This is a genomic window from Pseudomonadota bacterium (assembly GCA_030859565.1).
GTDB lineage: Bacteria > Pseudomonadota > Gammaproteobacteria > JACCXJ01 > JACCXJ01 > USCg-Taylor.
Window position 1 is genome coordinate 24,373 of sequence record JALZJW010000005.1, and the last position, 23,125, is coordinate 47,497.

Genomic DNA, 23,125 nt, shown 5'->3' on the forward strand with positions numbered 1-23,125 from the left:
ACGGATGCCACGCCCGATCACCCTGGACAAACTGGATAACTTCAACAACGGTGCCAGCACCGGCGTGGGGCGCGATTGTCATCGATTATCAATGCGATAGTGCAATCGCTGGCGCTAGCGGGGCCTACCTAGACTCGCTACATAGGTACAAATTACCGATACCATAGAGTACTTACGTCATGAAATGTGATGTAAATGAGTCAAGTGTCCGGCGGCGAGTTGTGCCTCGTGGTACCCCAGACCGAGAGGCCCCGCCGGTCGCGAGGTTATGCGTGACGTGGTCCAGTTGGGCATCAACGCGAGACGAGAATCGGCTGAGCCGCAAATCGATTTTGATGCTATCTTAGCACGGTGGTTCGGGCCGGGCTAAAAAAACTGGGGGGCAGATGACCACGTTACTATTCCTTCTAAGCGTGATCGGGGGTCTTGGCGCCCTCGCGTATTTTGCCGTGCCCTTGTGGGCGTGGACGGCGGGATTGGCGCTGGTCGCCGCGCTGGCTTCCTTGCAGCTGCCGGGGTTCCTCGCCGCGGTAGCCTGGCTGTTATGGGTATGCGTCGCCGTGGCGAACATCCCCCTCGTTCGGCGTTATCTCTATAGCGCGCCGTTGCTGCGCCTGTACCGCCACAAGCTCCCGGCGATGTCCACGACGGAGCGCGAGGCGCTCGAGGCCGGAAATGTCTGGTGGGACGCCGAGCTGTTCTCGGGCCGGCCCGAATGGCAGCGGTTGCTAGAGTTGCCGAAACCCTCCTTGACGCCTGAAGAACAGGCTTTCCTCGATGGACCGGTCGACGAGCTTTGCCGCAGGATCGATGACTGGCGGATCACCTATGAGTTGCACGATTTGCCGCCCGAGATATGGGAGTTTATCAAAGCGCACCGCTTCCTAGGCATGATCATCCCCAAGGACTACGGCGGGCTCGGGTTCTCGGCGCAAGCCCACTCCGCGGTGGTCGCCAAGGTCGCATCGCGCAGCGGCAGCGCGGCAGTCACGGTGATGGTGCCGAACTCGCTCGGACCGGCGGAACTGCTCATGCATTACGGCACCGAGGCCCAGAAAAGCTATTACTTACCCCGGCTCGCCGAGGGCCGGGAAATCCCGTGCTTCGCCTTGACCAATCCCTACGCCGGCTCGGACGCCTCGGCTATCCCCGACCGCGGTGTGGTCTGCCAGGGCGAATATCAAGGACAAAGCGTCCTCGGAATTCGCGTCACCTGGGAAAAACGCTATATCACGCTGGCGCCCGTGGCGACGGTCTTGGGTCTTGCGTTTCAACTCTACGATCCGGAGCACCTGGTTGGAACCAAGGACAATGTGGGCATCACGCTGGCGCTGATACCCACGAACCATCCCGGCGTCCGCATCGGCCGCCGGCACTTTCCACTCAAGCTGGCGTTCCAGAACGGCCCGACTTCAGGGGAGGACGTGTTCATCCCGATGGACATGGTCATCGGCGGCCGTGAACGGCTCGGCCAAGGCTGGCGCATGTTGATGCAACGCTTGGCCGTGGGACGCTCCATCTCTCTGCCGGCGCTTGCCGCCGCCGCGGTTAAATATTGTGCTCGCTACGCCGGGGCTTACGCCCGGGTGCGCAAGCAATTCAAGCTGCCGATCGGCCGCTTCGAGGGGATTGAGGAACGCTTGGCGCATATCGCCGCCGAGGCCTATGCGGTCGAGTCGGCGCGCCGGATCACGGCCGTGGCTTTGGATCAAGGCCAGGAACCCGCGGTAATTTCAGCTCTCCTGAAATACCAATCCACCGAACGCCACCGGCGGGTCGTCAACGACGCCATGGACATCCTCGCCGGCCGGGCCATTTGCGAGGGGCCGAGCAACTACCTGGCCAATATGTATCAGGGCGTGCCGGTCTCCATCACGGTCGAGGGCGCGAACATTCTCACCCGCAGCCTCATCGTGTTCGGTCAGGGCGCCATTCGCTGCCATCCCTGGTTATATAAGGAGATCCAGGCCGCCTTGGGATCCGATGAGCAGGCTGGGCTCGCCGCCTTCGACGAGGCGCTCGCGGGCCATCTCGGTTTCTTGCTGCGGAATCTGGCTCAGGCGTTCGTGCATAACCTCACCCGCGCCCGCTCGGTGACCACGCCGGAGGCAGGACCGGCCGGCCGCTGGTATGCGGAGATCGGCCGTCTCAGCGCGAGCTTCGCGCTCAGCGCGGATATCGCGCTGCTGATACTCGGGGGCGAGCTCAAACGCCGCGAGCATCTTTCCGGACGCTTCGCGGATATTCTCGCCGAGATGTATTTTCTAAGCTGCGTTCTCAAACGTTTCGAGGACGAGGGTCGGCAAGCCGGCGATCTGCCCTTGGTCGAATATATCGGCGCCGCTGCCGTCGCCATAATCGAACAGCGGCTCGCGGAAATCCTTGGGAATTTCCCATCGCGCCCTCTGGGTTGGCTGTTACGCCGCGTCGTGTTCCCTTGGGGACAGCGGAGCCGGTCGGCCGACGATCGGCTCACGCACCAAGCGGCCGCGCTGCTGCTGCAAGCCTCCCCCGCGCGAGATCGGCTGACGGACGGCATCTTTGTAAGCCGTGCGCCTGACGACATCACCGGCCGTATCGAACACGCCTTCGAGCTGGTTCCGGAAGCGGAAAGCATCGAGGCGCGCATCAAGGCCGCGATCAAGGATGGCGCCATCAAAGTGACCGATGAGCACTCGGCCCGTACCGAGTCCTTGAACGCGGGGATCGTCTCGGCGGAAGACATGCGATTGCTCGCAGCCTGGGATCGGGCGCTACGCGCGGCGATCGATGTCGACGATTTCGCGCCCGAGGCGTTGGCGCCATTGGCGAGCGCGGATGATACGCGCCCGTGGTCAAGGTTTTCCTCACTATCGGGTAGGATACCCTCGCCGCAAGACGGCGGAAATAAAAACTAAGAGATCTCATGCATGTTGACTGGTTATATAATGTTTTCTTGGTGGGGCTATGTGCTGGTCACCCTGGCGATGACGCATATAACGATCGTATCGGTGACAGTTTTTTTGCACCGCCACCAAGCCCATCGAGCGTTGGACTTGCATCCTGCCGCCGCGCATTTCTTCCGCTTCTGGCTTTTTGTGACCACCGGGCTCAACACGAAGACCTGGGTCGCGGTGCACCGCAAGCACCATGCGTTTGTGGAAACCCCGGACGATCCTCACAGCCCGCACAATGTGGGCATAAGAAAACTGCTTTCGAGCGGCGCTGAAGTGTATGGGAAAGCGTATACGCGACATCCCGAAGTTCTCGCGACCTATGGACACGGCACCCCCAACGACTGGTTGGAAAGGTACCTCTACGGCCGCACGTTTAGCACTTGGCTCGGGGCCGTCCTGCTGGGAATAGTTTATGTCCTTGCGTTTGGGCCCATCGGCCTCACGATGTGGGCGATACATATGATGTGGATCCCCTTTTTTGCCGCCGGGGTCATCAACGGGTTGGGTCATTGGTGGGGCTACCGCAATCATGCTTGCCCCGATGCTTCCACCAACCTTATCCCTTGGGGTATCTTGATTGGTGGAGAAGAATTGCATAACAATCATCATGCCTTCGCCAGTTCCGCTAGGTTTTCCACCCAACCCTGGGAATTCGACATCGGTTGGTGGTATATCCGCGCACTCCGTGCTCTCGGCCTCGCACGCGTGAAAAAAATCGCGCCCCGCTTGTATCGGGATCCTCGGAAATCGCTGATCGATGAGGACACCGTGCGAGCGGTCGCAAGCTGTCGTTTGCAAGTGCTTTCCGACTATGCCAAGCACGCCTTCCAGCGAGTATACCGAGAACAATGCGAACCGGAGGATCCAACGAACCGTCCTAAGCGGTTGCTCACTCGCTCGCAGCGTCCGATGGATACCGCTGCGGAGCAGCGCCTTGCGCAGGGACTCCGGGACAGTGCGATACTCGCAAAGGTTCATCACTTTCAAACTCGCTTGCAAGCCATCGCTCAGGAAACGCCCGTCTCATTGGATCAACAGCGGCAGCTCCAAGAGTGGCACCAACAAGTAAAAACAAGTGGTATTGCGGCGCTCGAGCAATTTTCCGAGATTTTGCTCAGCTATTCCTTGCAATCGGGCACAGCCCAGATCGCCCGCCGGCCGCTTACTTCCTGATGCGAATAGGTTTATAGTCACAGCATCACGATGTTGGAAGGACGCGCGATGCTGACTCACTCTTACACTTCTCGTGGAACGTTATTGTGCGTGACGCTGGGTATGGCTTTGGCTTCGCCCGGCCTCCTGGCCGAAATGTACAAGTGGATCGATGATGAGGGACAGGTCCAATACTCGCAGTCGCCGCCTCCGGGCCGGCCGGCCGAGACCATCAAACCGCCTCCAAAGGTCGACTCCAAGGCCGCCCGCGAGAAACTGAAGCAACAACTGCAGGACTTCGAGTTGCGCGGCGATAAGCGGCAAGAACAAGCGGAGGCGGATCAGAAGACGCAAGAACAAGCGGGTGAACGCAAGGCGGCTTGCGATACGGCCCGCGAACGCTTAGCGAAGCTTGAGGGCAAACCTAGGATCCTGCAATACGCGGAAGACGGAAGCAGCAAACGTCTTACCGAGGAAGAGCGCCAAGCGGATATCGCCGAGGCCCGCAAACAGGTCGAGAAGCACTGCGGGCCCTGAACGGGTGGTTCTCGATTCGCGCCGGCGATTCGCTGCGCCGCCTAATCAACCTCATCGGTGTCAACCTGGCCGGAGAGCCGCCGGTTGATGTGCGACCAGGACATCCCCGCCGCCAGGACCGCACTGATGATAATCAGCACTAAGTGGGTCATCGTGCGCAGGTTGCCGGCCGAAAATAATTCCCATTCGATCATTAACCAGATAAAACCCGCGGAAAACGCGATGGCCAGCACGACGCCAACGATCCCCAACGACCGCCGAGTCGCCTGGAGAAATACGACCCAGCCGATGAGCAGAACGACACCGGCAAGGAACTTCAACGGGGCCGGACCACCCCCTGGCATCTCGGAGCCCCCGAAGACGGGAGAGAGCGCCCAGTGATAGAAAGAATAGCCTTCGGGGTTGTAGGTCGCGTACACCAGCACGGCCGCGCCCAAGAACCGGAATAACAAACCCCACCACGTGAATCGTTCCGTTTGCATGCGCCCTCCGCGATAGTTTACGTTGCGACGCGGCCTCCGTAGCACCGTGTGCGAAGCTTATGAGGGTTTCAAGACCTTCGCAATGACCCTCATGCCCCGGTGTCCTCGGTGCTTACTTCGCGCACGAACGCGAACTCGCCGTCGCGCACCTCGACCCGAACGGTGTCGCCCGGTCCGAAGCGACCGGCTAAAAGCTCGCGGGCCAGCGGTGTCTCCACCCGCACCTGAAGCGCGCGCTTCAATGGACGAGCGCCGTAGACCGGATCGAAGCCTGCCTGCCCCAGCTTGTCCAGCGCCTCGGCCGAAACCGATAACCCGATATTCTGATCGCGCAGCCGTTTGCGCAAGCGTTCCACCTGGATCTCGGCGATGGCCCGGATATGCACCGATTGCAAGGAGTGAAACACGACGATTTCGTCGATACGGTTGATGAATTCCGGCCGGAAGAAGTTCGCGACGCTGTCCATCACCGCCATACGCATGCTCTCGTAATGTTCCTCCCCGGCCATCTCCTGGATGAATTGCGAGCCGAGATTCGAGGTCATCACGATGACGGTATTACGGAAGTCCACGGTCCTGCCGTGACCGTCCGTCAGTCGGCCGTCATCGAGGATCTGGAGTAAGACATTGAAGACTTCCGGATGGGCCTTCTCGACCTCATCCAGCAACACGACCGAATACGGCTTTCGCCGGACCGCTTCGGTCAAATAACCGCCTTCCTCGTAGCCGACATAACCGGGCGGCGCCCCGATGAGGCGCGCCACCGTATGCTTCTCCATGTACTCGGACATGTCGATGCGCACCATCGCCTCTTCGGTATCGAACAGGAACTCGGCCAAGGCCTTGCACAATTCCGTCTTACCTATTCCCGTCGGCCCCAAGAACAAGAAGGAACCGTAGGGGCGGTTGGGATCGGCGATCCCCGCCCGCGCCCGGCGGATGGCGTCGGCGACCACCGTCACGGCCTGGTCCTGACCGACAACCCGCCGGTGCAGGGCTTCTTCCATGCGCATCAGCTTCTCGCGTTCCTCCTCGAGCATCCTGGACACCGGGACCCCGGTCCACTTGGAAACCACCTCGGCGATCTCCTCCTCGGTGACTTTGTCGCGGAGCAGTGTCATTGCTTGCGTCTGCGCGTTCGCCGCCTGCTCGAGCTGCTTGGTAAGCTCGGGGATACGCCCGTATTGCAGTTCCGACATGCGCGCGAGATCACCCCCCCGCCGGGCGTTCTCGAACTCAAGCCGCGCCTGCTCGAGCCGTTCCTTCACCGTATGCGTGCCTTGCAAGCGCGCCTTTTCCGCTTTCCAAATCTCTTCGAGATCGCTGTACTCCCGCTCGAGCTTTGCTATTGCGGCCTCCAAGTTATCGAACCTCTTCTTCGAGGCCGCATCGGCCTCTTTTTTCAAGGCCTCGCGTTCAATTTTTAATTGGATTAACCTGCGTTCGAGCCGGTCCATTTCTTCGGGCTTCGAGTCGATCTCGATACTGATGCGGCTCGCGGCTTCGTCGATGAGATCGATGGCCTTGTCCGGTAACTGCCGATCGGTGATATACCGGTGCGACAGAGTAGCCGCGGCGACAATCGCGGGATCGGTGATCTGCACGCCATGGTGTACTTCGTAACGCTCCTTGAGTCCGCGTAATATAGCGATGGTGTCTTCGGCGCTCGGCTCATCGACCAGGATCTTCTGAAAGCGGCGTTCCAAGGCCGCGTCCTTCTCGACGTACTTTCGATACTCATCCAAGGTCGTCGCGCCGACACAGTGAAGCTCGCCGCGCGCGAGCGCCGGCTTGAGCATGTTGCCGGCATCCATGGCGCCCTCGGCTTTGCCGGCGCCGACCATGGTGTGCAATTCGTCGATAAAGAGAATGATCTGACCTTCTTGTTTGGCCAGATCCTTGAGCACCGCCTTGAGCCGCTCCTCGAACTCGCCGCGATATTTGGCGCCGGCGATGAGGGCGCCGAGATCGAGCGCCAAGACCCGCTTGCCCTTGAGTCCTTCCGGCACCTCGCCGTTCACGATGCGCTGCGCCAGGCCTTCGACTATCGCCGTCTTGCCCACGCCCGGCTCACCGATCAAAACGGGGTTATTCTTGGTGCGGCGCTGTAATACCTGAATCGTTCTGCGGATCTCGTCATCGCGTCCGATGACCGGATCCAGTTTTCCGTCCGTTGCGCGCGCGTTCAGGTCGATGGTGTAGCGCTCGAGCGCCTGGCGTTGTTCCTCGGCGCCCGGATCCTCTACTTTCTGCCCCCCGCGCAAGCGATCGATGGCTTCGCTCAGACGCCGCTTGTCCGCGCCTGCCGCCCGCAATAGATCACCTAGCTGACCGCGGCCCTCTAGCGCGGCCAGCACCCACAGCTCGCTGGCGATGTACTGATCCTTTCGTTGTTGCGCCAGTTTGTCGGTGAGATTCAAGAGCCGCTCAAGCTCGCGCGAGACGTGGATATCGCCGCCCGTGCCTTCGACCCGAGGCAAGCTCTCCAGGGCATCATCCAGCCGTGCGCGCAGGGCGTTGACATTGATCCCTGCTTGGCCGAGGAGATGCTGCACCGTTCCGTCTTCCTGATGGAGCAGCGCGGCCATGACATGCAGCGGCTCGATGAATTGATGATCGCGCCCGACGGCGAGGCTTTGGGCATCCGCCAAGGCCGTTTGGAATTTGGTCGTCAGCTTGTCCGAACGCATCGTGCAACGCTCCTTGAAATCATGGTTGCTGTTCAGATAAGGGCGACGGGTCGATATTCAAGGGCGATGAGTAGCTTTCGCCGCGCAAGCTTTCCGCTGAGGAAGCTCTGCAAAAGTGCCGCGAGCAAGCCCAGATGCGCGAAGCCGCGGAGCGAGTTGCGAGACATATCAGGTAGATAGGCGAGCGACGGGCGAGCACGCGTAACTATTGCAGAGCTTCCCTAATGCAACATCGTGCTTAATCCATAAACGAGACCGATCCCGGCGCTCATGAGAAAAACCTGCTGCATCGATTCGCGCAGCTCGGTGCGTTGATGCAGGCCGGGTATCAGATCGGCCACCGCGACGTAAATAAAACTCGCGGCCGCGACCGCCAACACATAGGGGAGGGCCGTGGTGATGCCGGCAAGACTAACCCACGCAACCAGGGCGCCGGCCACGGTCGCGAGGCTCACCGCGAGGTTATACCCGAAGGCCTCGCGGCGCGTATAACCACTTTGCAGAAGGATCGCGAAATCGCCAACCTCTTGGGGGATCTCATGTGCGGCGACGGCCAGGCTCGTCAACACACCGAGCTTATAATCGGCGAGAAACGCGGTAGCGATCAGGATCCCGTCGACGAAATTGTGGATTCCGTCGCCGAGCAAAATCAGCGTCCCGGCCGCAAGCCCGCGGCCGTTATTCGGAGAGTCGCTATGCCGCTCGCATTGCTCCTCGTGGCAGTGACGCCAAATGACCATCTTCTCGAGAAGGAAGAACAATACCAGCCCGAACAAGACGCACAAGGTAATCAAATGGGCGTCTTCGCGCTCCACCGCTTTCAGGGCTTCCGGGAGCAACCCGAGAAACGCCGCTCCGAGCAAAGCCCCGGTCGCGAGGCTCACCAGATGCGGCAACAGTTGCGCACGCACGCGGTCGGGTACCAGCAAGAACGCCGCGGCGGCCAGGACGCTCACGAGACCGGCAAGCAAGCTGAAGGTAATGATCGGGACCAGGGTGTTCATTACTTTATCGCATTGAGGATCACAGCCATCGCTTTACCCGCGCCTTGTACTCCTGGTAGGCGGGACCAAATTTTTCTTCTAGATAGCGTTCTTCTCGAATTATCACACCCCGGTGCATGAACCACAGTACACCGGGCAGCAACAACACGGGCCAAAGCGAATTCAAAAGCCCGGCCGCGCCGAGATAAATCACTGTCAGCGCAAGATACAGCGGATTACGGGAAAATCGAAATGGTCCGCCGGTCACTAAGGCCGTCGTTTGCGCATACGGGCTAACCGGCGTGTTTGCGCGGCGGAAGGCCAAGAGCCCGGACGCCGCGATCAGTACGCCCAAGGCGATCGACGACCACCCAACGAATGCGCTCATAGACTCCGGGAAGAACGCAGTCGGCGAATATTTTTCTACGAGATAGCCCAGTGCGAAACCGCCTGCGTAGATAAGCGGCGGTGGTGCGGCGACACCGGGTCTGTCTGATATTTCTCTGTCCACGGATTGATTGTCTCATAGAAGCCTGAGTGGCCATTGGCATTGAGTGCTTGCTTTTCTATACAAGGAACCGCCCGGTGCGGGCCCGCAACGTAACCTTGCGATTGCGAGCCCGCATTGAATCTCTTATCCTTATGCGGACCGTAGGGGGACAAACGCCGGCCGTTCTGGCCTAGCGGGGAGGTATGCGATGAAACTAATAAACCTAAAACGCTCAGCGGCCCTCATAGGGCTTATCACGCTTTCGGCTTGTGGACCGCCCGAGCCGAAACCCGCAGGTGATCCGTTGGTGGCTAAAGGGCGCGAGCTGTTCTTCAAGGAAACCTTCGATGGTAATGGCCGAACCTGCGGCACCTGTCACCGGGCGGAGAATAACCTGACCATCGATCCGGCGTTTATCGCCAGCCTCCCGAAGGATGACCCTCTGTTCGTCGCCGAATTTATTCCAGCACTCGCCAACAATTTCGAGGATCCAAAGCTGATGCGCAAGCGCGGCTTGATCCTGGAAAATCTGGACGGCACCGACAAGCCCGGCGTTATGCGTGGCGTACCTCACGTGTTCTCCCAACGGATTTCCATCAGCAGCAATCCCAGAAATCGATTCGATTGCTTCAGCGATACCCTTTGCCCTCGAACAGGCTGGTCCGGTGACGGGGCGCCTCAAACCAGAGATCTCCGGGCCTTTGCCCGAGGCGCGGTGATTCAGCATTTCACCAAGACCACAAACCGCAAGGTGGGCGTCGATTTCCGCCTACCCACCGACGATGAGGAGAAGGCCCTGGAAGCCTTCCAGTTAAGCTTGGGTCGGCAGGAAGAGCTGAAACTACCACTGCCCTTGAAAAGCGCGGAAGCGGTACAAGGTCAGGAGATTTTCAACTCGGCCACGGCAGGCAAGTGTTTTCGCTGTCACGCTAATGCCGGCGCCAACGTCCCACCGGGAGGACCTGCTAGTGGCAATCTGAACTTCAACACCGGGGTGGAAAATCTGCCCGATCCGACCGGCGATTTCAGCCAGGTGGATGACGGTCTGGGTACACCCGGCGATGGTACGTTCAACACACCGTCAGTGGTGGAAGCGGCGGATACGGGTCCCTTCTTCCATAACAACTCGGTGGAAACCATCGAAGGCACGGTGGGTTTCTACAATACCGATGCCTTCAACAACTCGCCATCAGGGCAATTCCTCAGCGGTGGCACAGGCCGAGCCATCGATCTGGATGCTACCCAGGTGAAGGCCGTGGCGGCGTTTCTCCGCGTCGTCAACGCCTTGGATAATATCCGCGAGCTGAACCAGCTTTTAGGGGCCGTGCAAGCCAACGTGCTGCTCGCCGGAGAACACCCGGGGGATGTCGTCAAGCGGACGGTGCACGACATCGACGATGCCATCATGGTGCTCGAGGGTGGTGGGTTGCACCCGGACGCGGTGCAACAACTCCAAAAAGCCCGCGGTCTCACGGTGAAAGCCGCTACAAATCCCTCAAGCCGCATCAAGCTCGCTAAGCAAGCCTTGGACGCCATCAATCAGGCGAAGAGCCTCATCCTGGGCTAGGACGTCGGCTGGGAAACCCGTATATACACACACTGGTATGGCAACTGGAAGTGATGATGAGGAGAAATATCATGTTGACACGCTTGTTCTTCTTGGGCGTCTTGTTGGCCCTCCCCGCGCCGGCCTTGTTCGCGCAAGAGGCTATGGAGATGTTTATTCCCATTGGCGATTCGCACGGAGTTTCTAACATCTACAGTATCATCGGGAAAATCGCCACCGTAAATGAACAGAACCGAAGCCTGACCGTGAGCGATTCCTCGGGGGTCACGTATACGGTCACAATCCCGAATGAGGTCCCCATCTGGCTGGATCGGAGCAAAGGGCAAGGTAAGAACCAAGTTGGCTCGCTAGCTGATCTTCAATCGGGCCGGACGGTGGAGGTGAAATACAAGGAGGCCCCCACTCGCGGAACTTCGGTCACAGCGGATTGGGTCAAGGTCGAAATGACGAGCTAGCGCCCGTGGGCTGGATAAATCCTTTGTGGAATTAAGGGAGCGTAATCGATTCCCGGCGGTCGGGGGGCTGTCCGTGCTCGACGACGAGTTGCGGGGCCTTGAGCCCCCGGTAGTCTTTGACCTCTAGCCGGTAGGGTGTTCATTACTTTATCGCATTGAGGATCACAACCATCGCTTTACCCGCATGTCGACCTCGATGTCGTGGACAACCCGCTGCCGCGCGTGAAAGGAGATTCCATGGACAAGGTTTCCATTGGCGACAAAGATCAGCCCAGCACCGCAGCAGAACCGGCCCTTCGTCGGGTGATGGGACCATGGCTGCTGCTGTTGTTCATCGTCGGGGACATTCTCGGCACCGGGATCTACGCGCTTACCGGCCAGGTCGCCAAGCAGGTCGGTGGGGTTGTATGGCTGCCGTTTCTGGTGGCTTTCATCGTCGCTGTCATCACCGCCTTCAGCTATCTGGAACTGGTGACGAAGTATCCAAGGGCAGCGGGCGCCGCCCTTTACACGCACAAGGCGTTTGGCGTTCACTTCGTGACGTTCATCGTCGCCTTCGCCGTAATGTGTTCTGGAATCACCTCCGCATCGACGGCCTCTCGCGCCTTCGCCGCCAATCTGTCGAATGCCTTCGCACTCGACCTCGCAGGCGGAATCGGAATTACGCTCGTGGGGCTGGCGTTCATGGTGGTCGTTGCGGCGGTCAATTTCCGCGGCGTTGGCGAGAGCGTCAAGGCCAATGTCGTCCTGACTTGCGTCGAGCTGTCCGGTCTCTTGCTCATCATCTTCATCGGTATGTGGGCGATCGCGGCCGGTGAAGGCGATGTGTCCCGCGTCACCCAGTTCAAGACTTCAGCGGATGGCAGCATGGTGTGGCCGGTGATCGCCGCGGTGACGCTCGCCTTCTTCGCCATGGTCGGGTTCGAAGACTCGGTCAACATGGCGGAGGAATGCAAGGATCCAATTCGCCACTTCCCGAAGGTGCTTCTAGCCGGTCTGGTCATCACCGGGTTGATCTACGTGCTGGTGTCGATTTCTTCGATCACGCTTGTCTCGCCCGAACAACTGGGCGAAGGCGAGACGCCGCTATTGAAAGTCGTGCAGGCGGGCGCTCCGAATTTCCCGCTCGAGATCTTTGGCTTCATCACGATGTTCGCCGTGGCCAACAGCGCACTCATCAACATGCTGATGGCGAGCCGACTTGTCTACGGCATGAGTCGCGAGCGCGTGCTCCCATCGGTGCTCGGCAAGGTTCATGCGACGCGGCGAACGCCTTACGTCGCGATCGGATTCACCACGCTGCTGGCCTTCGGCCTGATCACTTTTGTCGGCGGAGTGCCGGCGCTCGGCGGCACAACTGCCTTGTTGCTGCTGTGTGTCTTCACCGTGGTCAACATCGCCGTGCTCGTTCTGCGGCGTGATCGCGTCGATCATGAGCATTTCCGCGCGCCGCCATTGCTGCCGATCCTGGGCGCATTGTCTTGCGCCTTTCTTGCGGGCCCATGGACCGGACGAAATCCCGTTGAATACGAGATCGCCGGGATTTTGATCGGCATCGGCATTGTGCTGTGGCTCGTCACCGTGCTGGCTAATCGCGCCACCGGCCAGAAACCGGCGGAACCCGCCATTGGAAACCGGTAGTCGTGGACGGGCATAGCTATTCCCGCTTAGGAATCCTTTCAGGGGACTTTGTCCATATCGCTCAATAGTCGTAAGTCCAGTTGAGGCTGGCGCCGGTCTGGCCCTGCTGGCCGATCTGGGTCTCGGCGGAGATGCTCGGTGTCAGCTCGATCTCGAGCGTGGCCTTCCCGCTGCCGGGCGTAACACCCTGCTGGACTTCAAGGAAGACGTTGTCGGAAATGTACTTGCCGGCACTCGCCGTCGTGTCGGCGCCGCCGCTGCCCGAAATGTCGAATGTGTCGATGCCCAGGGCTTCACGGCCGATGCCGATCAGCCCGTCGCCGCCGCTCTGGAGCTCCTGGATCGCCGCCGCGAGGCGCAGGCCCTGGAACGGCGAGATCCCGCTGGACGAACGGTCAAACATGATCCGCGCTACCACCTCGTCCTGCGGCGCCTCAGGATCGCTCGACAGCGCGAGCTTCGGCTTGGTCGCCGGCCCGGTGATCTGGACGATGCCCGTGACGCCGCCCGAGGCCTCGGCACTCGCCTTGATGTCGAGCTCCGGGATCGGCGGCTTCGCGCCGCTGAAGGTGATCGTGCCCTGGTCGATCGAGAAGCGGCGGTCGAGCAGGATCAAGAAACCGCGGCGGAAGTCGATCGAGCCGACGACCAGGGGATCGCCCGCCGTCCCGGTGACTTCGAGGTTGCCGTGCCACTCGCTCTCGAGCCCGCGGCCGCGGACATAGAACTTCTCCGGCATGTCGACCTCGATGTCGAGGCCGATCCGCAGCGGCGGACCGCTTGAGGCCGGCGGCGGCGGTGCAGGTGGCGCGCCTTCGACGCTCACCGGCAGAGTCGGCGGCTTGCCGGGAGGCGGGTTCGGTAGCCTGATATCCGCGCGCTCGACCTTGAGTTGGCTCGAGACGTCGAGGTTCGGCAACTGGCCGCTGACATTGACCTTGCCGCTGAGCCAGGCCTTGCCGAACTCGGCGTTGTAGACCTGCAGATTGGCGAGCTCTAGGCCGGTCCTTAAGCCCGTACGGGACGTGCCGCCGAGATCGAGGCTGCCCGACCCGTTCAAGGTGCCGTCGCGGCGATCGCGCGCGCTCAGGGTGGCAAGGTTGATCCGGCTCTGATCGCCTACGATGCGCAGCGTGAGATCGCGCAACAGCACACCCGAGATCGAGTCCTCAACCAGCCCGTTGGCGATCTCGATGCTGCCGTCGGCCAGCGGGCGGTCGAGCGTCCCGGCCAACCGGGTGTCGATCGTGAGGAGGCCCTGCAGCCGCTGTCCGTCGAGCACGAGGATCTGGGCGATGCGCGCGAGATCGGTTCGGCCGGTCAGCGATCCCTGGATCGGACGGTCCCTCGGCAGCTCGAAGGCGAAAGGCTCGAGCCCGATCCGCAGCGGCAGGGCTGCCTGCAGGCGCAAGGGATCGTCCATCACCCCCGCAAGCTCGGCGCTCGCATCGAGGCGTCCGCCGGCGACGCCCGCGCGCAGTGCGAGGTTCGCCGGCGGCACGGTCTGCAGGTCCTTTCCCCGCGGCTTCACGCCCTTCGCGTCGACCACGAGGTCTATCTTTGGAGCGGCGCTGCTGCCCGAGACCTCGAGATTCAAGGCGACGGTACCGCCAAACTCCGGGGCTCCGAAGGACTGGAACATCGCGAGCGGCGTCGGATGGAGCGACGCCTTGGCGCTTGCCCGACCACCACCGAGGGTCGCATCCGCACGGAGCCTGGCCCGCCCAAAGCTCAAATCGAGGTCCTGTAGGCCGTAGGAGGCGCCCGCCATCCGCAGGGTCGCGGTCCGCTGGAGCTTGATCGGCTGCTTGGCGAAGCTGCCGGCCAGGGACTGCAGCGCCACCTGCTTGGTCTCGCCGGCAACATCGGTCTGCAGCCGGATCGCCAGATCGAAGGGCGTGGCACCCTGGCTGCCGTCGACCTTAGCCGTCAGCCGCAACGCCGCGAGATCTCCTACAACCATCACGGCCGCGTCCTTGATCGCGAGCCCCGGCTGCGCGAAATCATCGGCGGCGATCTTGGCGTCGAGACCCAGCCTTCCCCGCAGGTCGGTCGCCCGCCCGGTCACCGAAGCGGCCGCGAGCGTGCCGAAGGAGCCGCCGATCCGGTTCGCCCTCACCTCCGCCCGGGCGTTCTGCTTGCCATCCGCCGCATCGAGCGCGAGAGCAAGGTCGATGGCACCCTGGAGCTCCTGGCCGATGAAGGGCGCCAAGGCGCCGAGATCGCTGATCCGCCCGTTCATGCGGCCATTGGCGATCTGCGTCGTCAGATCGAGATCGGCCTTGCCGCCGAGCCGCGTCCCCGGGGCGGTCAGCGAGAGGTTGCGTATGTCGAGCTTCTGGCCGTGGCGCGCGTAGTCGGTCCAGAGCGCGATCGATCCGCGTGCCTCGCGCGCATCGAGCCGGATGCGGCCCGTGAGCCTGTCGATCGGCCCGGCGGCATCGGCGTCGAGCGTGATCGCCGAGAAGTCGAAACGTCCCGCTTTGAGCCGGTCGATGTGGGCCGCGAGCACGACGTTCGGCTCGCTCAAGCTACCGGACGCCTTCACGTTCGCCGCGAGGCTGCCCGAGAGCGGCTGTCCCGCCAGACCGGAAGCCTCGGCCAGCCGCGGCAGCTCGAGGTCGAGATCGGCTGCAAGCCCGTGCTCGCCGGCGAGCTGCATGCTACCCTTGCCGGTAAGGTCGATCGCCGCCCCCTGCAAGGCGAGCTTCGAGATCTGCACGGACTTCCCGGTCTCTAAGGACGCCCTCGCGTCGAGGCGCGGCTCCCGGCCCAGGAGTTCGGTAACGCCTGGCGGCAGACCCTGCAAGGCCGCTGTGTGCAGCGCCAAGACCGCGTCGACCTTGCCCGCTCTCTCGCCGATCGTGAGGTCTAATCCGAGGTCAACCTTGCCGTCGATCGGCGGTCGGGAGGTTTGGCCGGGGCTCGCCGCCGCCACCAGCGGACGCAGCGCCGGCACGTCGAGGTCGAGCCGCAGCCGGCCGGCCAGGCGCCGCGGGTCGAACTGGCCACCGAGGCTGGCTTGCGCGCCCAGCGCCTGCAGGAGGGCCTTCTGGATGTCGATCGGCCCTTGCGCCGGTGCCATGGCCGCCAGGTCGAGCGTCAAGAGCGTGCCTTGCGCCCCCTCCGGCGCCAGCGGCTTGCCGCCCTGGCTCACGCCCGCTACGCTCGCATTGCCCGTCAAGGTGGCGCCCGGAAACGTCGTCTCGAATGGCGCCCGGAGCTTGCTCTGCAGCGCCACCGCGAGCTGCCGTATCCGGTAGGTGTCGTAGCCGAGCCCGCCGGCATCGAGCGTGAGGTCGACGACCGGCTGATCGAGGGCACCGGTCGCGGCCAGACTCAAGGCCGCGCGGCCCTGGAGCGGTGCCTTCGCGAGCCCGCTTGCCACCGCCAGATCCGGTACATCAAGCGTGACCCTGCCCTCGACGGTGTTGGCTGCGAGGTCCCCATTGCCCTGCCCTTCCAATCCGAAGCCGGCGGCGCCCAGACGGAGCGCCTGCAGCTCGACCCGCTCTGGCGAGGTCGGCTGCAGCCGCACGCTAAGATCGATCGTCCGCCCGATCAGGGGCTCCACATCCGGCGGCAACACGCCCGGAGCCACGTCCAGGCGGCCGTCGATCCCGATGCGCGGCAGATCGGCGAGCCCGAGCTCGAGGTCGGTCTCAAGGCTCGCGAGATGCTGCGCCTCGAGTGCGAGCCGCCCGCGCCAGTCGACGAGCGGCCCCTTGCCGCCGAGATCGAGGTGCAGCTCGCCGGCCTCCGGGCGCTCCGAGACAGCCGCGAGCAGGCCACCCGTCTCGTTCACCTTCAGGCTTAGATCGAGCGCTCCGCCCGCGAGATCCGCATCGAGCCCTAGCCGGGCGTCCGCCGTCGCCTGATCGACGCGGTCGATGCGGAGATCCGCGGTGAGCCGGTTCGCGGCCTCGTTGGTCCGTGCATGGCCATCGATCCTGAAGGCGGCGGCCTGTCCGATCACCGGCTGCCCCAGCTCGAGTCGATCGACGAAGATCCGCACGACGTCGACCGCCACCGGCAGGGATTTCGGGAGCTCGGGCAGGCTCGGGAACGTGAATGGCTCTGGCGGCTCAGGCGTCGGCGCCGAGGGCGGCAGGCGGTTAAGGGCGACGCGCTCCGCGCCCACCGCGGCGATCTCCACCTTCAGGTGCAGGAGGGCCGAGGGCACGAGGTGGAAGCGGGCGCCATCGACCTCCAGCCAATGGCCTTGCGGGTCGCCCAGGCGCACCCGGTCGACGCGCATGTCGAAGGGCGGGAAGCCTTCGATGCCGGCGATCTCCGCGGTCTTGCCCTCGCCCGAGAGCGCCCCGCTCGCGAGCGCGGCGATCTCACGCTTGCCCCACCCTGTCTGCAGCACGCCGAAAGCACCGGCGAGGGTGGCGAGGTTCAGGAGGACGAGCGCCAGCAGCGTCCATCCGAGCACGCGGAAGGTCCCCCGAACGGGTCCACGTCGCCGCGTCTCGGTTAAGGCAGCGTCAGAACGCCTGTCCGATACTGACATAGATCTGGATGATGTCGTCGACACCCGAGCGGCGGTTGAGCGGGACGCCGGCGTCCAGCCGCAAGGGACCGATCGGGGTAATGTAGCGCAGGCCGGCGCCTGTGCCGATGAAGAGATCCTCCTCGAAGCTCGGCAGCGGGCTGTCGGCGACGGTGCCACCGTCGACGAAGTAGACGAGCCCGATCGTTTCGGTCATGCGGTAGCGGAGCTCCCCGCTGAGCTCGATCAGCGAGCGGCCGCCTACCGGGTCGTCGCCGTCGTTGAGCGGCCCCGCAAGCTGATAGCCATAGCCGCGGATCGAGCCGCCGCCGCCGGCGTAGAACCGCTCGTCCGCCGGGATGTCGTCGCGACTGGTACCGGCGATGGACCCGAGGTTGCCGCGCAGGGCGAGGATGTATTTCGCGCTGTCGGTGAGCCGCACATAGGTGGTCGCGGTCGCCTGGGTCTTAAGGAAGCTGGCGCCGGCATTGAGGGTGTCGGTGTAGGGGGCGGCCAGGAAGTTGAGCCGCCAGCCCTTGGTCGGGTCGAGCAGGTTGTCCGAATAGTCCATCTTGATCGTGCCCGGCAGGGACAGGAGGCCGAAGGAGTCCTCCTCCTCGTCCTTGGGCTTGATCGTGGCGAGCCGGTAGGCGACGCCGAGCGAGCCCGTCACCCGGTCCGACCAGAGCGGCCGCTCGATCGCCACGCCGGCGCCGACACTCTTGCTCTCATAGGCGTCCGTGTCCTCGGCTTTGAGCGAGGTGCCGGCGAGCAAGTTATGATTGCGCGCGCCGACATCGGGTTTAATAAAATTGGCCGAGAGTTCCTGGCGCAAGGGCGAGAAGTAGAGATCGCTTTCGAACTTCTCGCCGGCACCCAGGAAGTTGCGGTGCTCCCAGAAAAAAGAGACGATCGGGCCCTCGTCGGTCGCGTAGCCGGCACCGGCGCCGATCGAGCGCGGCTTTCGCTCCGTCACCGTGTAAGTGATCGGTATGCGGCCGGTCGCATCCAATTTGCCTGGCTCGTCAACGGCGACGGTCGAGAAGAGGTTGGTGTCGATCAGCGACTGCCGGGTCTTGTCCATGACATCGGGGTGGTAGCGGTCACCCGGGCGGAACAGGACCCGCCGTCGCAGGAAGCGCTGGTCGACCTGGTCGGCGCCGGCGATCGTAAACTCGCCCATATGAACGATGGGACCCGTCGTCACGGGCAGGGTCACGTCCATCAGCTTCGTGTCCTGGTCGATGACGGCGTCGAGCTTGCCGGCCTTGGCGAAGGCATAGCCCAGCCGCTGCGCCTGCGAGACGAGTTCGCCCTGCGCATCAAGGACGGGCTGCGCGCCCGCCGGCTGGCCCGGCTCGAGCTTGAGCGCTTCGGGCGTCGGCGCTAGGAAGCCGTTCTGAGGGTCGGTGACCGCAACTTTGGCTGAGCCCAATGTATAGCGCGGCCCAAGTCCGACCTCATAGGTGAGGATCGTCGGCGCGCCCTTGATAAAGTCCTCCACACGGTCGCGGAGGCTGCCCAGAGTAGACTGGGCGGTCTGGTTGTCGGCGCGTACGTGCCTTACGTCATAGCTCGCGGTACCCTCGTAATAGCCGAGGCTCCTGAGCCCGCTCTCGATGTTGGGGAGATCTGCTTCCGCGCGGCGGCGCAGGACGAACTCGCTGGCGGGCGGCCGGGAGATCGTCTGATTGGCGTCCGAAGCGCTGAGGAGCGTGCTCCTGATCTGGTCGTCGACACCCTCGCCGCGGATCTCCACACCGTAGCGGATGCCGGTCTGCGGCTCCGCCTCGAGCTCTTCCTCGCCGATCCCGCCCCGCAAATAGGCGCAGCCCGACAGCAGGAGGAGCAGCACAACGGCCGCACCCGCGTGGCGCGCCATCCGCTCGGTGGCCGTGTCGGAGGACTCGGCCAGCCGGTGCCCGCCGCTCGCCTGCTCGGTAAGAATTACAGGTAAGAATACCAGTCTTCGTGTAGGCATTACCCAGATAATCTTTTGCTGGTCTGGCCAACCCGAGGGACCTGTGGACGAGCGTCGTCCTTGACCAAATCCTTCAACGTGCGGCCCTGCAGCGCTTCGTCGACCGCGCGGTCGACATCTTCCACCACCGTCTCCACACCCTGCATCTCCGGAGAACGGCGCGCGATGAGGCGCGGGCCTTCGCAGGCGCTACGCACGACGTCAAGCATCTCCTTGACGCCGGTGATCTCCATAGGACGCGCGGGCAGCCACGCCGACGGCGCATCGCTGGTGCGGGACAAAAACCCGCCCCGCTCCAACACATGCAGCATGTTCTCTATGGCGTGTACAGGCAAATGCAGCTGGTCGACCAATTCATCCGCGCTCCAGCCCGGCTGCTGCCGATACCAGCGCTGCCCAACCAATTCCATGATCATCAACGCCAGTTCTTCCTGCGCGCGGTTGCTAAGCCGATATTCTTTCTTTCCGGACACAAGATATTCGGCATGTTGCTGATAAAAGGCGATGCTGGCCCCCCCCAGCAGTATGAGCCAGTTCCAGTAGATCCAGATCATGAGAATAATCAGGATGGCGAATCCGGAATAGATGGCGGCGTAACTGGCCGAATTCGCGATGAACGTGGCGAAGATCCAACCGGTGGTCTGCCACAAGACACCCGCCACGATACCCCCGGTGAGCGCTGCCCCCAGACGCACGCGGGTGTTCGGAATGAAAATATAGACAAACGTGAACGCGGCGATGATGAGGAAATAAGGCAGCAGCTTGGTGGCGAATTCGTACAGGCTGTCGAACGGCTCGATGGCGACGATCGCCCGTACGATGGCGGTGCTGGTCAGGGAGGCCGTCACGCCTAGAGCGGCGAACACCAGCACGGGCACGATCATGATGACGCTGAAGTAGCTGCTGAACTGTTGCGCCAGCGTACGCGTGCGCTTGACATGCCAGATGGAGTTGAAGGCGTTTTCAACCTTTTGGATCAGCGAGATGGTGGTATAGAACAGCAAGGCGATGCCCAGCGCCCCCAAAACCCCGACCTGGATATTGTCCACGAATCCAATGATCTGGTCGGTGATGGGCCGGCCCTGCGCCCCCAACGGTTGAAGAAAATTGAGGAGTAGCGGCTCGAGCTGATTGTGCACGCCGAATGCCTTCAGTACGGAAAAGCTCACCGCCAGCATCGGCACGATTGAGAGCAGCGTGGTGAACACGAGGCTCATGGCGTGCAAAGTAAGTCTACCGTCCAGCATGTCCCTGATCACCACGTGAACCAGTCTCGCCGCCTTGATTAGCAGGCCCTGCCACCACGCCACCTCGTCCGTGTCGGTTTGCCACACGAGACGCTGGTAGGTGGCTGCGAGTTGGTCAGTGCCGATCATTGCTACCGGGGGACTTGCTGGTTCCAGGGCGCTCGCATACGCAGGCGCTGCAAACACAAGAGGGGTTCGATAGCTTACAGCGCGATCTCCGTGCCAGGGTGAATTTCTTGAAGTTGCACGAGGCCTTGCTCTTTTTAACGGGCCGCGGCCAAGCTTTCATATCGGTAACAATTACCGGACGACGCTTAAATAATTACCGGTGCTCACCACCGCCATGGTCGCTACGGCACGTCTTGAGCCGGGGCCAGGGCGCCAGATGATGCGCGGGTACGATACGACGCCTAAAGGTGCGCGACTTGAGCGGCGCCCCTTGACGAGGGAGGAACGTGAAGCTTTCCGACCGAGTCATAGGGGCGAAGCCGCAAGCGCAGCGCCGCGGCGCCGACCCTCAACCGAGCGACCGGCGTTACACCGGCAAACCCGATCTGTATTCCTTCCCCTTCGAGGATGAAGGGGATACTTATCGGTTGACTTTGTGTCCTCTCAAAAAACTACTTTGAGATAACGATAAAGTCGACACGGCGATTTTGATACCGGCCTTCGTCGGTGTCATTCGACTCGATGGGGTTGCCTTCCCCCATACCCACCGGATCGAGCCTGGTCCCCTCAATGCCCTGGCTAATCAAATAGTCCACCACCGCTTTGGCCCGCCGCTGCGAGAGGTTCAGGTTGTAAGCATCCGATCCGACGCTGTCGGTATGTCCCTCGACCCGGGTGCTTACACTTGGCGCATCGCGTAGTTCCTGCACGGCCTGACCCAGCACCTGTTCGGATTCCGGCGTGAGCTTGGCGCTATCGAAGGCGAAGTTGACACCCTGAAGCCGCAAGAGGGTCTCGCCCGCCTTGGGGCAACCACTGGCGTCAACCTCCACCCCGGCGGGGGTACTAGCGCAGCGGTCATCGCAGTTGTTGACACCGTCGCCATCGTCATCGGCGGCGCAGGGGTCAGGCGCCGGCGCCGGTTCTGGCGCGGCTACCGGTTGGGGCTCCGGCGGATAGTCTCCACCGCAAAGCAAAATGCTGGTGGCCGCGCCGAAGGCGGCACCCGCTGCCCCGGCTGCCGCACGGGTATCTTCCTCATCATCCGCAGCGACTTCGTTGATACCGATCCCCATACCGGCACCTAGGAGCGTGCCGCCGATCGTGCACCAGGGCTGGGGGATCTTTACGAGCGGCTCACCGGCGCAACCGAAGAGCATGATACCGGGGACACTGAGAGCGATCAGGGTACGTAGCTTATACATACTTTCCTCCCTCTACTGTTGTTGTACGAGTACAAGGTTATCGTAATTATTCCGTTGGTTCAACATAGATTCCTCGTCATAGTGTTACATATCTGCAACAAAAACCTAACCCTTTTCACGGCACGGATCGTATCGGTGCCATCATGGTTCGATCGCAGGGCGCATTAAACCCTCAATCTCCAGTCTTAGGGGTGTCGTCTGCTACGCTTAGTCGTGTGATCGAAGAGATGGTGTGAGAGATGGGTGACTTGACCCCTTGACCCTCAATCAATCCGGATCTCGCTCGCGTCGTAAGTTGGTTGCGGGTAACGCATGTTCAACCCTTGAAGGGTGTCTACCATGATCGCGGCCACCACGAGATTGCGATACCACTTGTGATCGGCCGGAACGATATACCAGGGCGCCCAGCCGCTGGCTGTCTTGCCGATCGCATCCCCGTAAGCCCGCATGTACGCGGGCCAGCGCTTGCGATCCTTGAGATCATCGGGGTTGAATTTCCAGCGTTTATCCGCATCGTTCAGGCGCGCCTGCAAGCGCGACTTTTGTTCGCGCTTACTGATGTGTAGGAAGAATTTGATGACGATAACCCCTTCCTCATGAAGCATCCTTTCAAAGTGATTGATCTGGGCGAATCGCCTGCCCCAAACCCGCGCCGGGACCAGCCGGCGCACGCACGCGGCCACCACATCTTCATAATGGCTGCGATTGAAGATCACCATTTCACCGCGGCGCGGCACCTGTTTGTGCACCCGCCAGAGGTAATCGTATTCACGTTCCTCTGCGTTGGGGACCTTGAAACTCACGACCCGAAGTCCTTGCGGATCCGCGTCCTGGAACACTTTTCGGATGGTACCGTCCTTACCCCCGGTGTCCATCGCCTGCAAGACGATTAATAGCTTGTGCTCGTGGCTCGCGTAGAGCCGATCTTGGAGCTGGCCGAGGTCCCGAGTCAGCGCCGAGAATCGCGTCTGGGCGCGTGCCTCATTACCGTCACAGCCGCTGGTGTCATCGGGGTCCCAAGAGTTGAGATCGACGTCACTGCCCGGTCGCACCTGGTAACGACCAACAAAGCGCCGGTTCTCAACCACGATGCTTG

At 62.1% G+C, this 23,125-nt stretch carries 16 protein-coding genes; 7 read left to right on the forward strand and 9 right to left on the reverse strand.

The features are described from left to right. Window positions 1–386: 386 nt before the first annotated feature. The 3 genes from M3436_01690 to M3436_01700 all read left to right on the forward strand — a co-directional run bounded on the left by M3436_01690 (window position 387) and on the right by M3436_01700 (window position 4,625). Window positions 387–2,897 (forward strand): acyl-CoA dehydrogenase, encoded by a 2,511-nt coding sequence (locus M3436_01690; GenBank protein ID MDQ3562888.1) that lies wholly within the window; start codon window positions 387–389, stop codon window positions 2,895–2,897. Window positions 2,898–2,909: 12 nt separating this feature from the next. After that, the gene (locus M3436_01695; protein ID MDQ3562889.1) at window positions 2,910–4,109 is read left to right on the forward strand and encodes a fatty acid desaturase; all 1,200 of its coding nucleotides are present in this window, start codon (window positions 2,910–2,912) and stop codon (window positions 4,107–4,109) included. A gap of 102 nt (window positions 4,110–4,211) precedes the next feature. Beyond that, window positions 4,212–4,625 carry a DUF4124 domain-containing protein gene (locus M3436_01700; protein MDQ3562890.1) on the forward strand — a complete coding sequence of 138 codons (414 nt, stop codon included), beginning with the start codon at window positions 4,212–4,214 and terminating at the stop codon, window positions 4,623–4,625. A 41-nt stretch (window positions 4,626–4,666) separates the two neighbouring features. Here the strand turns inward: M3436_01700 and M3436_01705 are convergent, their stop codons facing one another. The 4 genes from M3436_01705 to M3436_01720 all read right to left on the reverse strand — a co-directional run bounded on the left by M3436_01705 (window position 4,667) and on the right by M3436_01720 (window position 9,291). Further along, complete coding sequence (locus M3436_01705) at window positions 4,667–5,107, reverse strand: DUF6524 family protein (GenBank protein MDQ3562891.1); 441 nt, start codon at window positions 5,105–5,107, stop codon at window positions 4,667–4,669. Window positions 5,108–5,196: 89 nt separating this feature from the next. Beyond that, complete coding sequence (gene clpB / locus M3436_01710; protein MDQ3562892.1) at window positions 5,197–7,797, reverse strand: ATP-dependent chaperone ClpB; 2,601 nt, start codon at window positions 7,795–7,797, stop codon at window positions 5,197–5,199. Between the two features lie 221 nt (window positions 7,798–8,018). Next, the gene (locus M3436_01715) at window positions 8,019–8,801 is read right to left on the reverse strand and encodes a ZIP family metal transporter (GenBank protein MDQ3562893.1); all 783 of its coding nucleotides are present in this window, start codon (window positions 8,799–8,801) and stop codon (window positions 8,019–8,021) included. Between the two features lie 19 nt (window positions 8,802–8,820). Next, entirely contained in the window at window positions 8,821–9,291 is a 471-nt protein-coding gene (locus M3436_01720; GenBank protein ID MDQ3562894.1) for an isoprenylcysteine carboxylmethyltransferase family protein, read from the reverse strand. A gap of 187 nt (window positions 9,292–9,478) precedes the next feature. Between M3436_01720 and M3436_01725 the strand changes: the two genes are divergently transcribed. The 3 genes from M3436_01725 to M3436_01735 all read left to right on the forward strand — a co-directional run bounded on the left by M3436_01725 (window position 9,479) and on the right by M3436_01735 (window position 12,933). Next, complete coding sequence (locus M3436_01725) at window positions 9,479–10,837, forward strand: hypothetical protein (protein ID MDQ3562895.1); 1,359 nt, start codon at window positions 9,479–9,481, stop codon at window positions 10,835–10,837. Between the two features lie 71 nt (window positions 10,838–10,908). Then, window positions 10,909–11,292: a hypothetical protein gene (locus M3436_01730; protein ID MDQ3562896.1), complete on the forward strand. Its 384-nt coding sequence runs from the start codon at window positions 10,909–10,911 to the stop codon at window positions 11,290–11,292. 237 nt (window positions 11,293–11,529) lie between these two features. Next, window positions 11,530–12,933, forward strand: a complete 1,404-nt coding sequence (locus M3436_01735; GenBank protein ID MDQ3562897.1) for an APC family permease — start codon at window positions 11,530–11,532, stop codon at window positions 12,931–12,933. 61 nt (window positions 12,934–12,994) lie between these two features. Here M3436_01735 and M3436_01740 read toward each other — a convergent pair whose 3' ends face one another. The 3 genes from M3436_01740 to M3436_01750 are packed head-to-tail and all read right to left on the reverse strand — an operon-like array spanning window position 12,995 to window position 20,785. Continuing rightward, on the reverse strand, window positions 12,995–17,371 hold the full coding sequence (locus tag M3436_01740) for a translocation/assembly module TamB domain-containing protein (protein MDQ3562898.1): 4,377 nt from the start codon (window positions 17,369–17,371) through the stop codon (window positions 12,995–12,997). Between the two features lie 52 nt (window positions 17,372–17,423). Next, the gene (locus tag M3436_01745; protein ID MDQ3562899.1) at window positions 17,424–19,409 is read right to left on the reverse strand and encodes an autotransporter assembly complex protein TamA; all 1,986 of its coding nucleotides are present in this window, start codon (window positions 19,407–19,409) and stop codon (window positions 17,424–17,426) included. Continuing rightward, entirely contained in the window at window positions 19,409–20,785 is a 1,377-nt protein-coding gene (locus tag M3436_01750) for a YihY/virulence factor BrkB family protein (protein ID MDQ3562900.1), read from the reverse strand. The genes M3436_01745 and M3436_01750 overlap by 1 nt, the downstream gene beginning before the upstream one ends. 326 nt (window positions 20,786–21,111) lie before the next feature. On the opposite strand from M3436_01750, the gene M3436_01755 reads away from it, so the two are divergent. Then, on the forward strand, window positions 21,112–21,285 hold the full coding sequence (locus M3436_01755; protein MDQ3562901.1) for a hypothetical protein: 174 nt from the start codon (window positions 21,112–21,114) through the stop codon (window positions 21,283–21,285). Here M3436_01755 and M3436_01760 read toward each other — a convergent pair. Then, complete coding sequence (locus M3436_01760; GenBank protein MDQ3562902.1) at window positions 21,277–22,029, reverse strand: OmpA family protein; 753 nt, start codon at window positions 22,027–22,029, stop codon at window positions 21,277–21,279. The genes M3436_01755 and M3436_01760 overlap by 9 nt on opposite strands. A 263-nt stretch (window positions 22,030–22,292) precedes the next feature. Continuing rightward, a complete protein-coding gene (locus M3436_01765; protein ID MDQ3562903.1) occupies window positions 22,293–23,117 on the reverse strand; it encodes a polyphosphate kinase 2 family protein in 825 nt (274 codons plus the stop codon). Between the last annotated feature and the right edge of the window lie 8 nt (window positions 23,118–23,125).

What these genes read in the sequence shown, in the direction of transcription:
- M3436_01690 (MDQ3562888.1), top strand. Translation starts at nt 387, where the DNA reads ATGACCACGTTACTATTCCTTCTAAGCGTGATCGGGGGTCTTGGCGCC.
- M3436_01695 (MDQ3562889.1), top strand. Translation starts at nt 2,910, where the DNA reads ATGTTGACTGGTTATATAATGTTTTCTTGGTGGGGCTATGTGCTGGTC.
- M3436_01700 (MDQ3562890.1), top strand. Translation starts at nt 4,212, where the DNA reads ATGGCTTTGGCTTCGCCCGGCCTCCTGGCCGAAATGTACAAGTGGATC.
- M3436_01705 (MDQ3562891.1), bottom strand. Translation starts at nt 5,107, where the DNA reads ATGCAAACGGAACGATTCACGTGGTGGGGTTTGTTATTCCGGTTCTTG.
- clpB (MDQ3562892.1), bottom strand. Translation starts at nt 7,797, where the DNA reads ATGCGTTCGGACAAGCTGACGACCAAATTCCAAACGGCCTTGGCGGAT.
- M3436_01715 (MDQ3562893.1), bottom strand. Translation starts at nt 8,801, where the DNA reads ATGAACACCCTGGTCCCGATCATTACCTTCAGCTTGCTTGCCGGTCTC.
- M3436_01725 (MDQ3562895.1), top strand. Translation starts at nt 9,479, where the DNA reads ATGAAACTAATAAACCTAAAACGCTCAGCGGCCCTCATAGGGCTTATC.
- M3436_01730 (MDQ3562896.1), top strand. Translation starts at nt 10,909, where the DNA reads ATGTTGACACGCTTGTTCTTCTTGGGCGTCTTGTTGGCCCTCCCCGCG.
- M3436_01735 (MDQ3562897.1), top strand. Translation starts at nt 11,530, where the DNA reads ATGGACAAGGTTTCCATTGGCGACAAAGATCAGCCCAGCACCGCAGCA.
- M3436_01745 (MDQ3562899.1), bottom strand. Translation starts at nt 19,409, where the DNA reads ATGCCTACACGAAGACTGGTATTCTTACCTGTAATTCTTACCGAGCAG.
- M3436_01750 (MDQ3562900.1), bottom strand. Translation starts at nt 20,785, where the DNA reads ATGATCGGCACTGACCAACTCGCAGCCACCTACCAGCGTCTCGTGTGG.
- M3436_01760 (MDQ3562902.1), bottom strand. Translation starts at nt 22,029, where the DNA reads ATGTATAAGCTACGTACCCTGATCGCTCTCAGTGTCCCCGGTATCATG.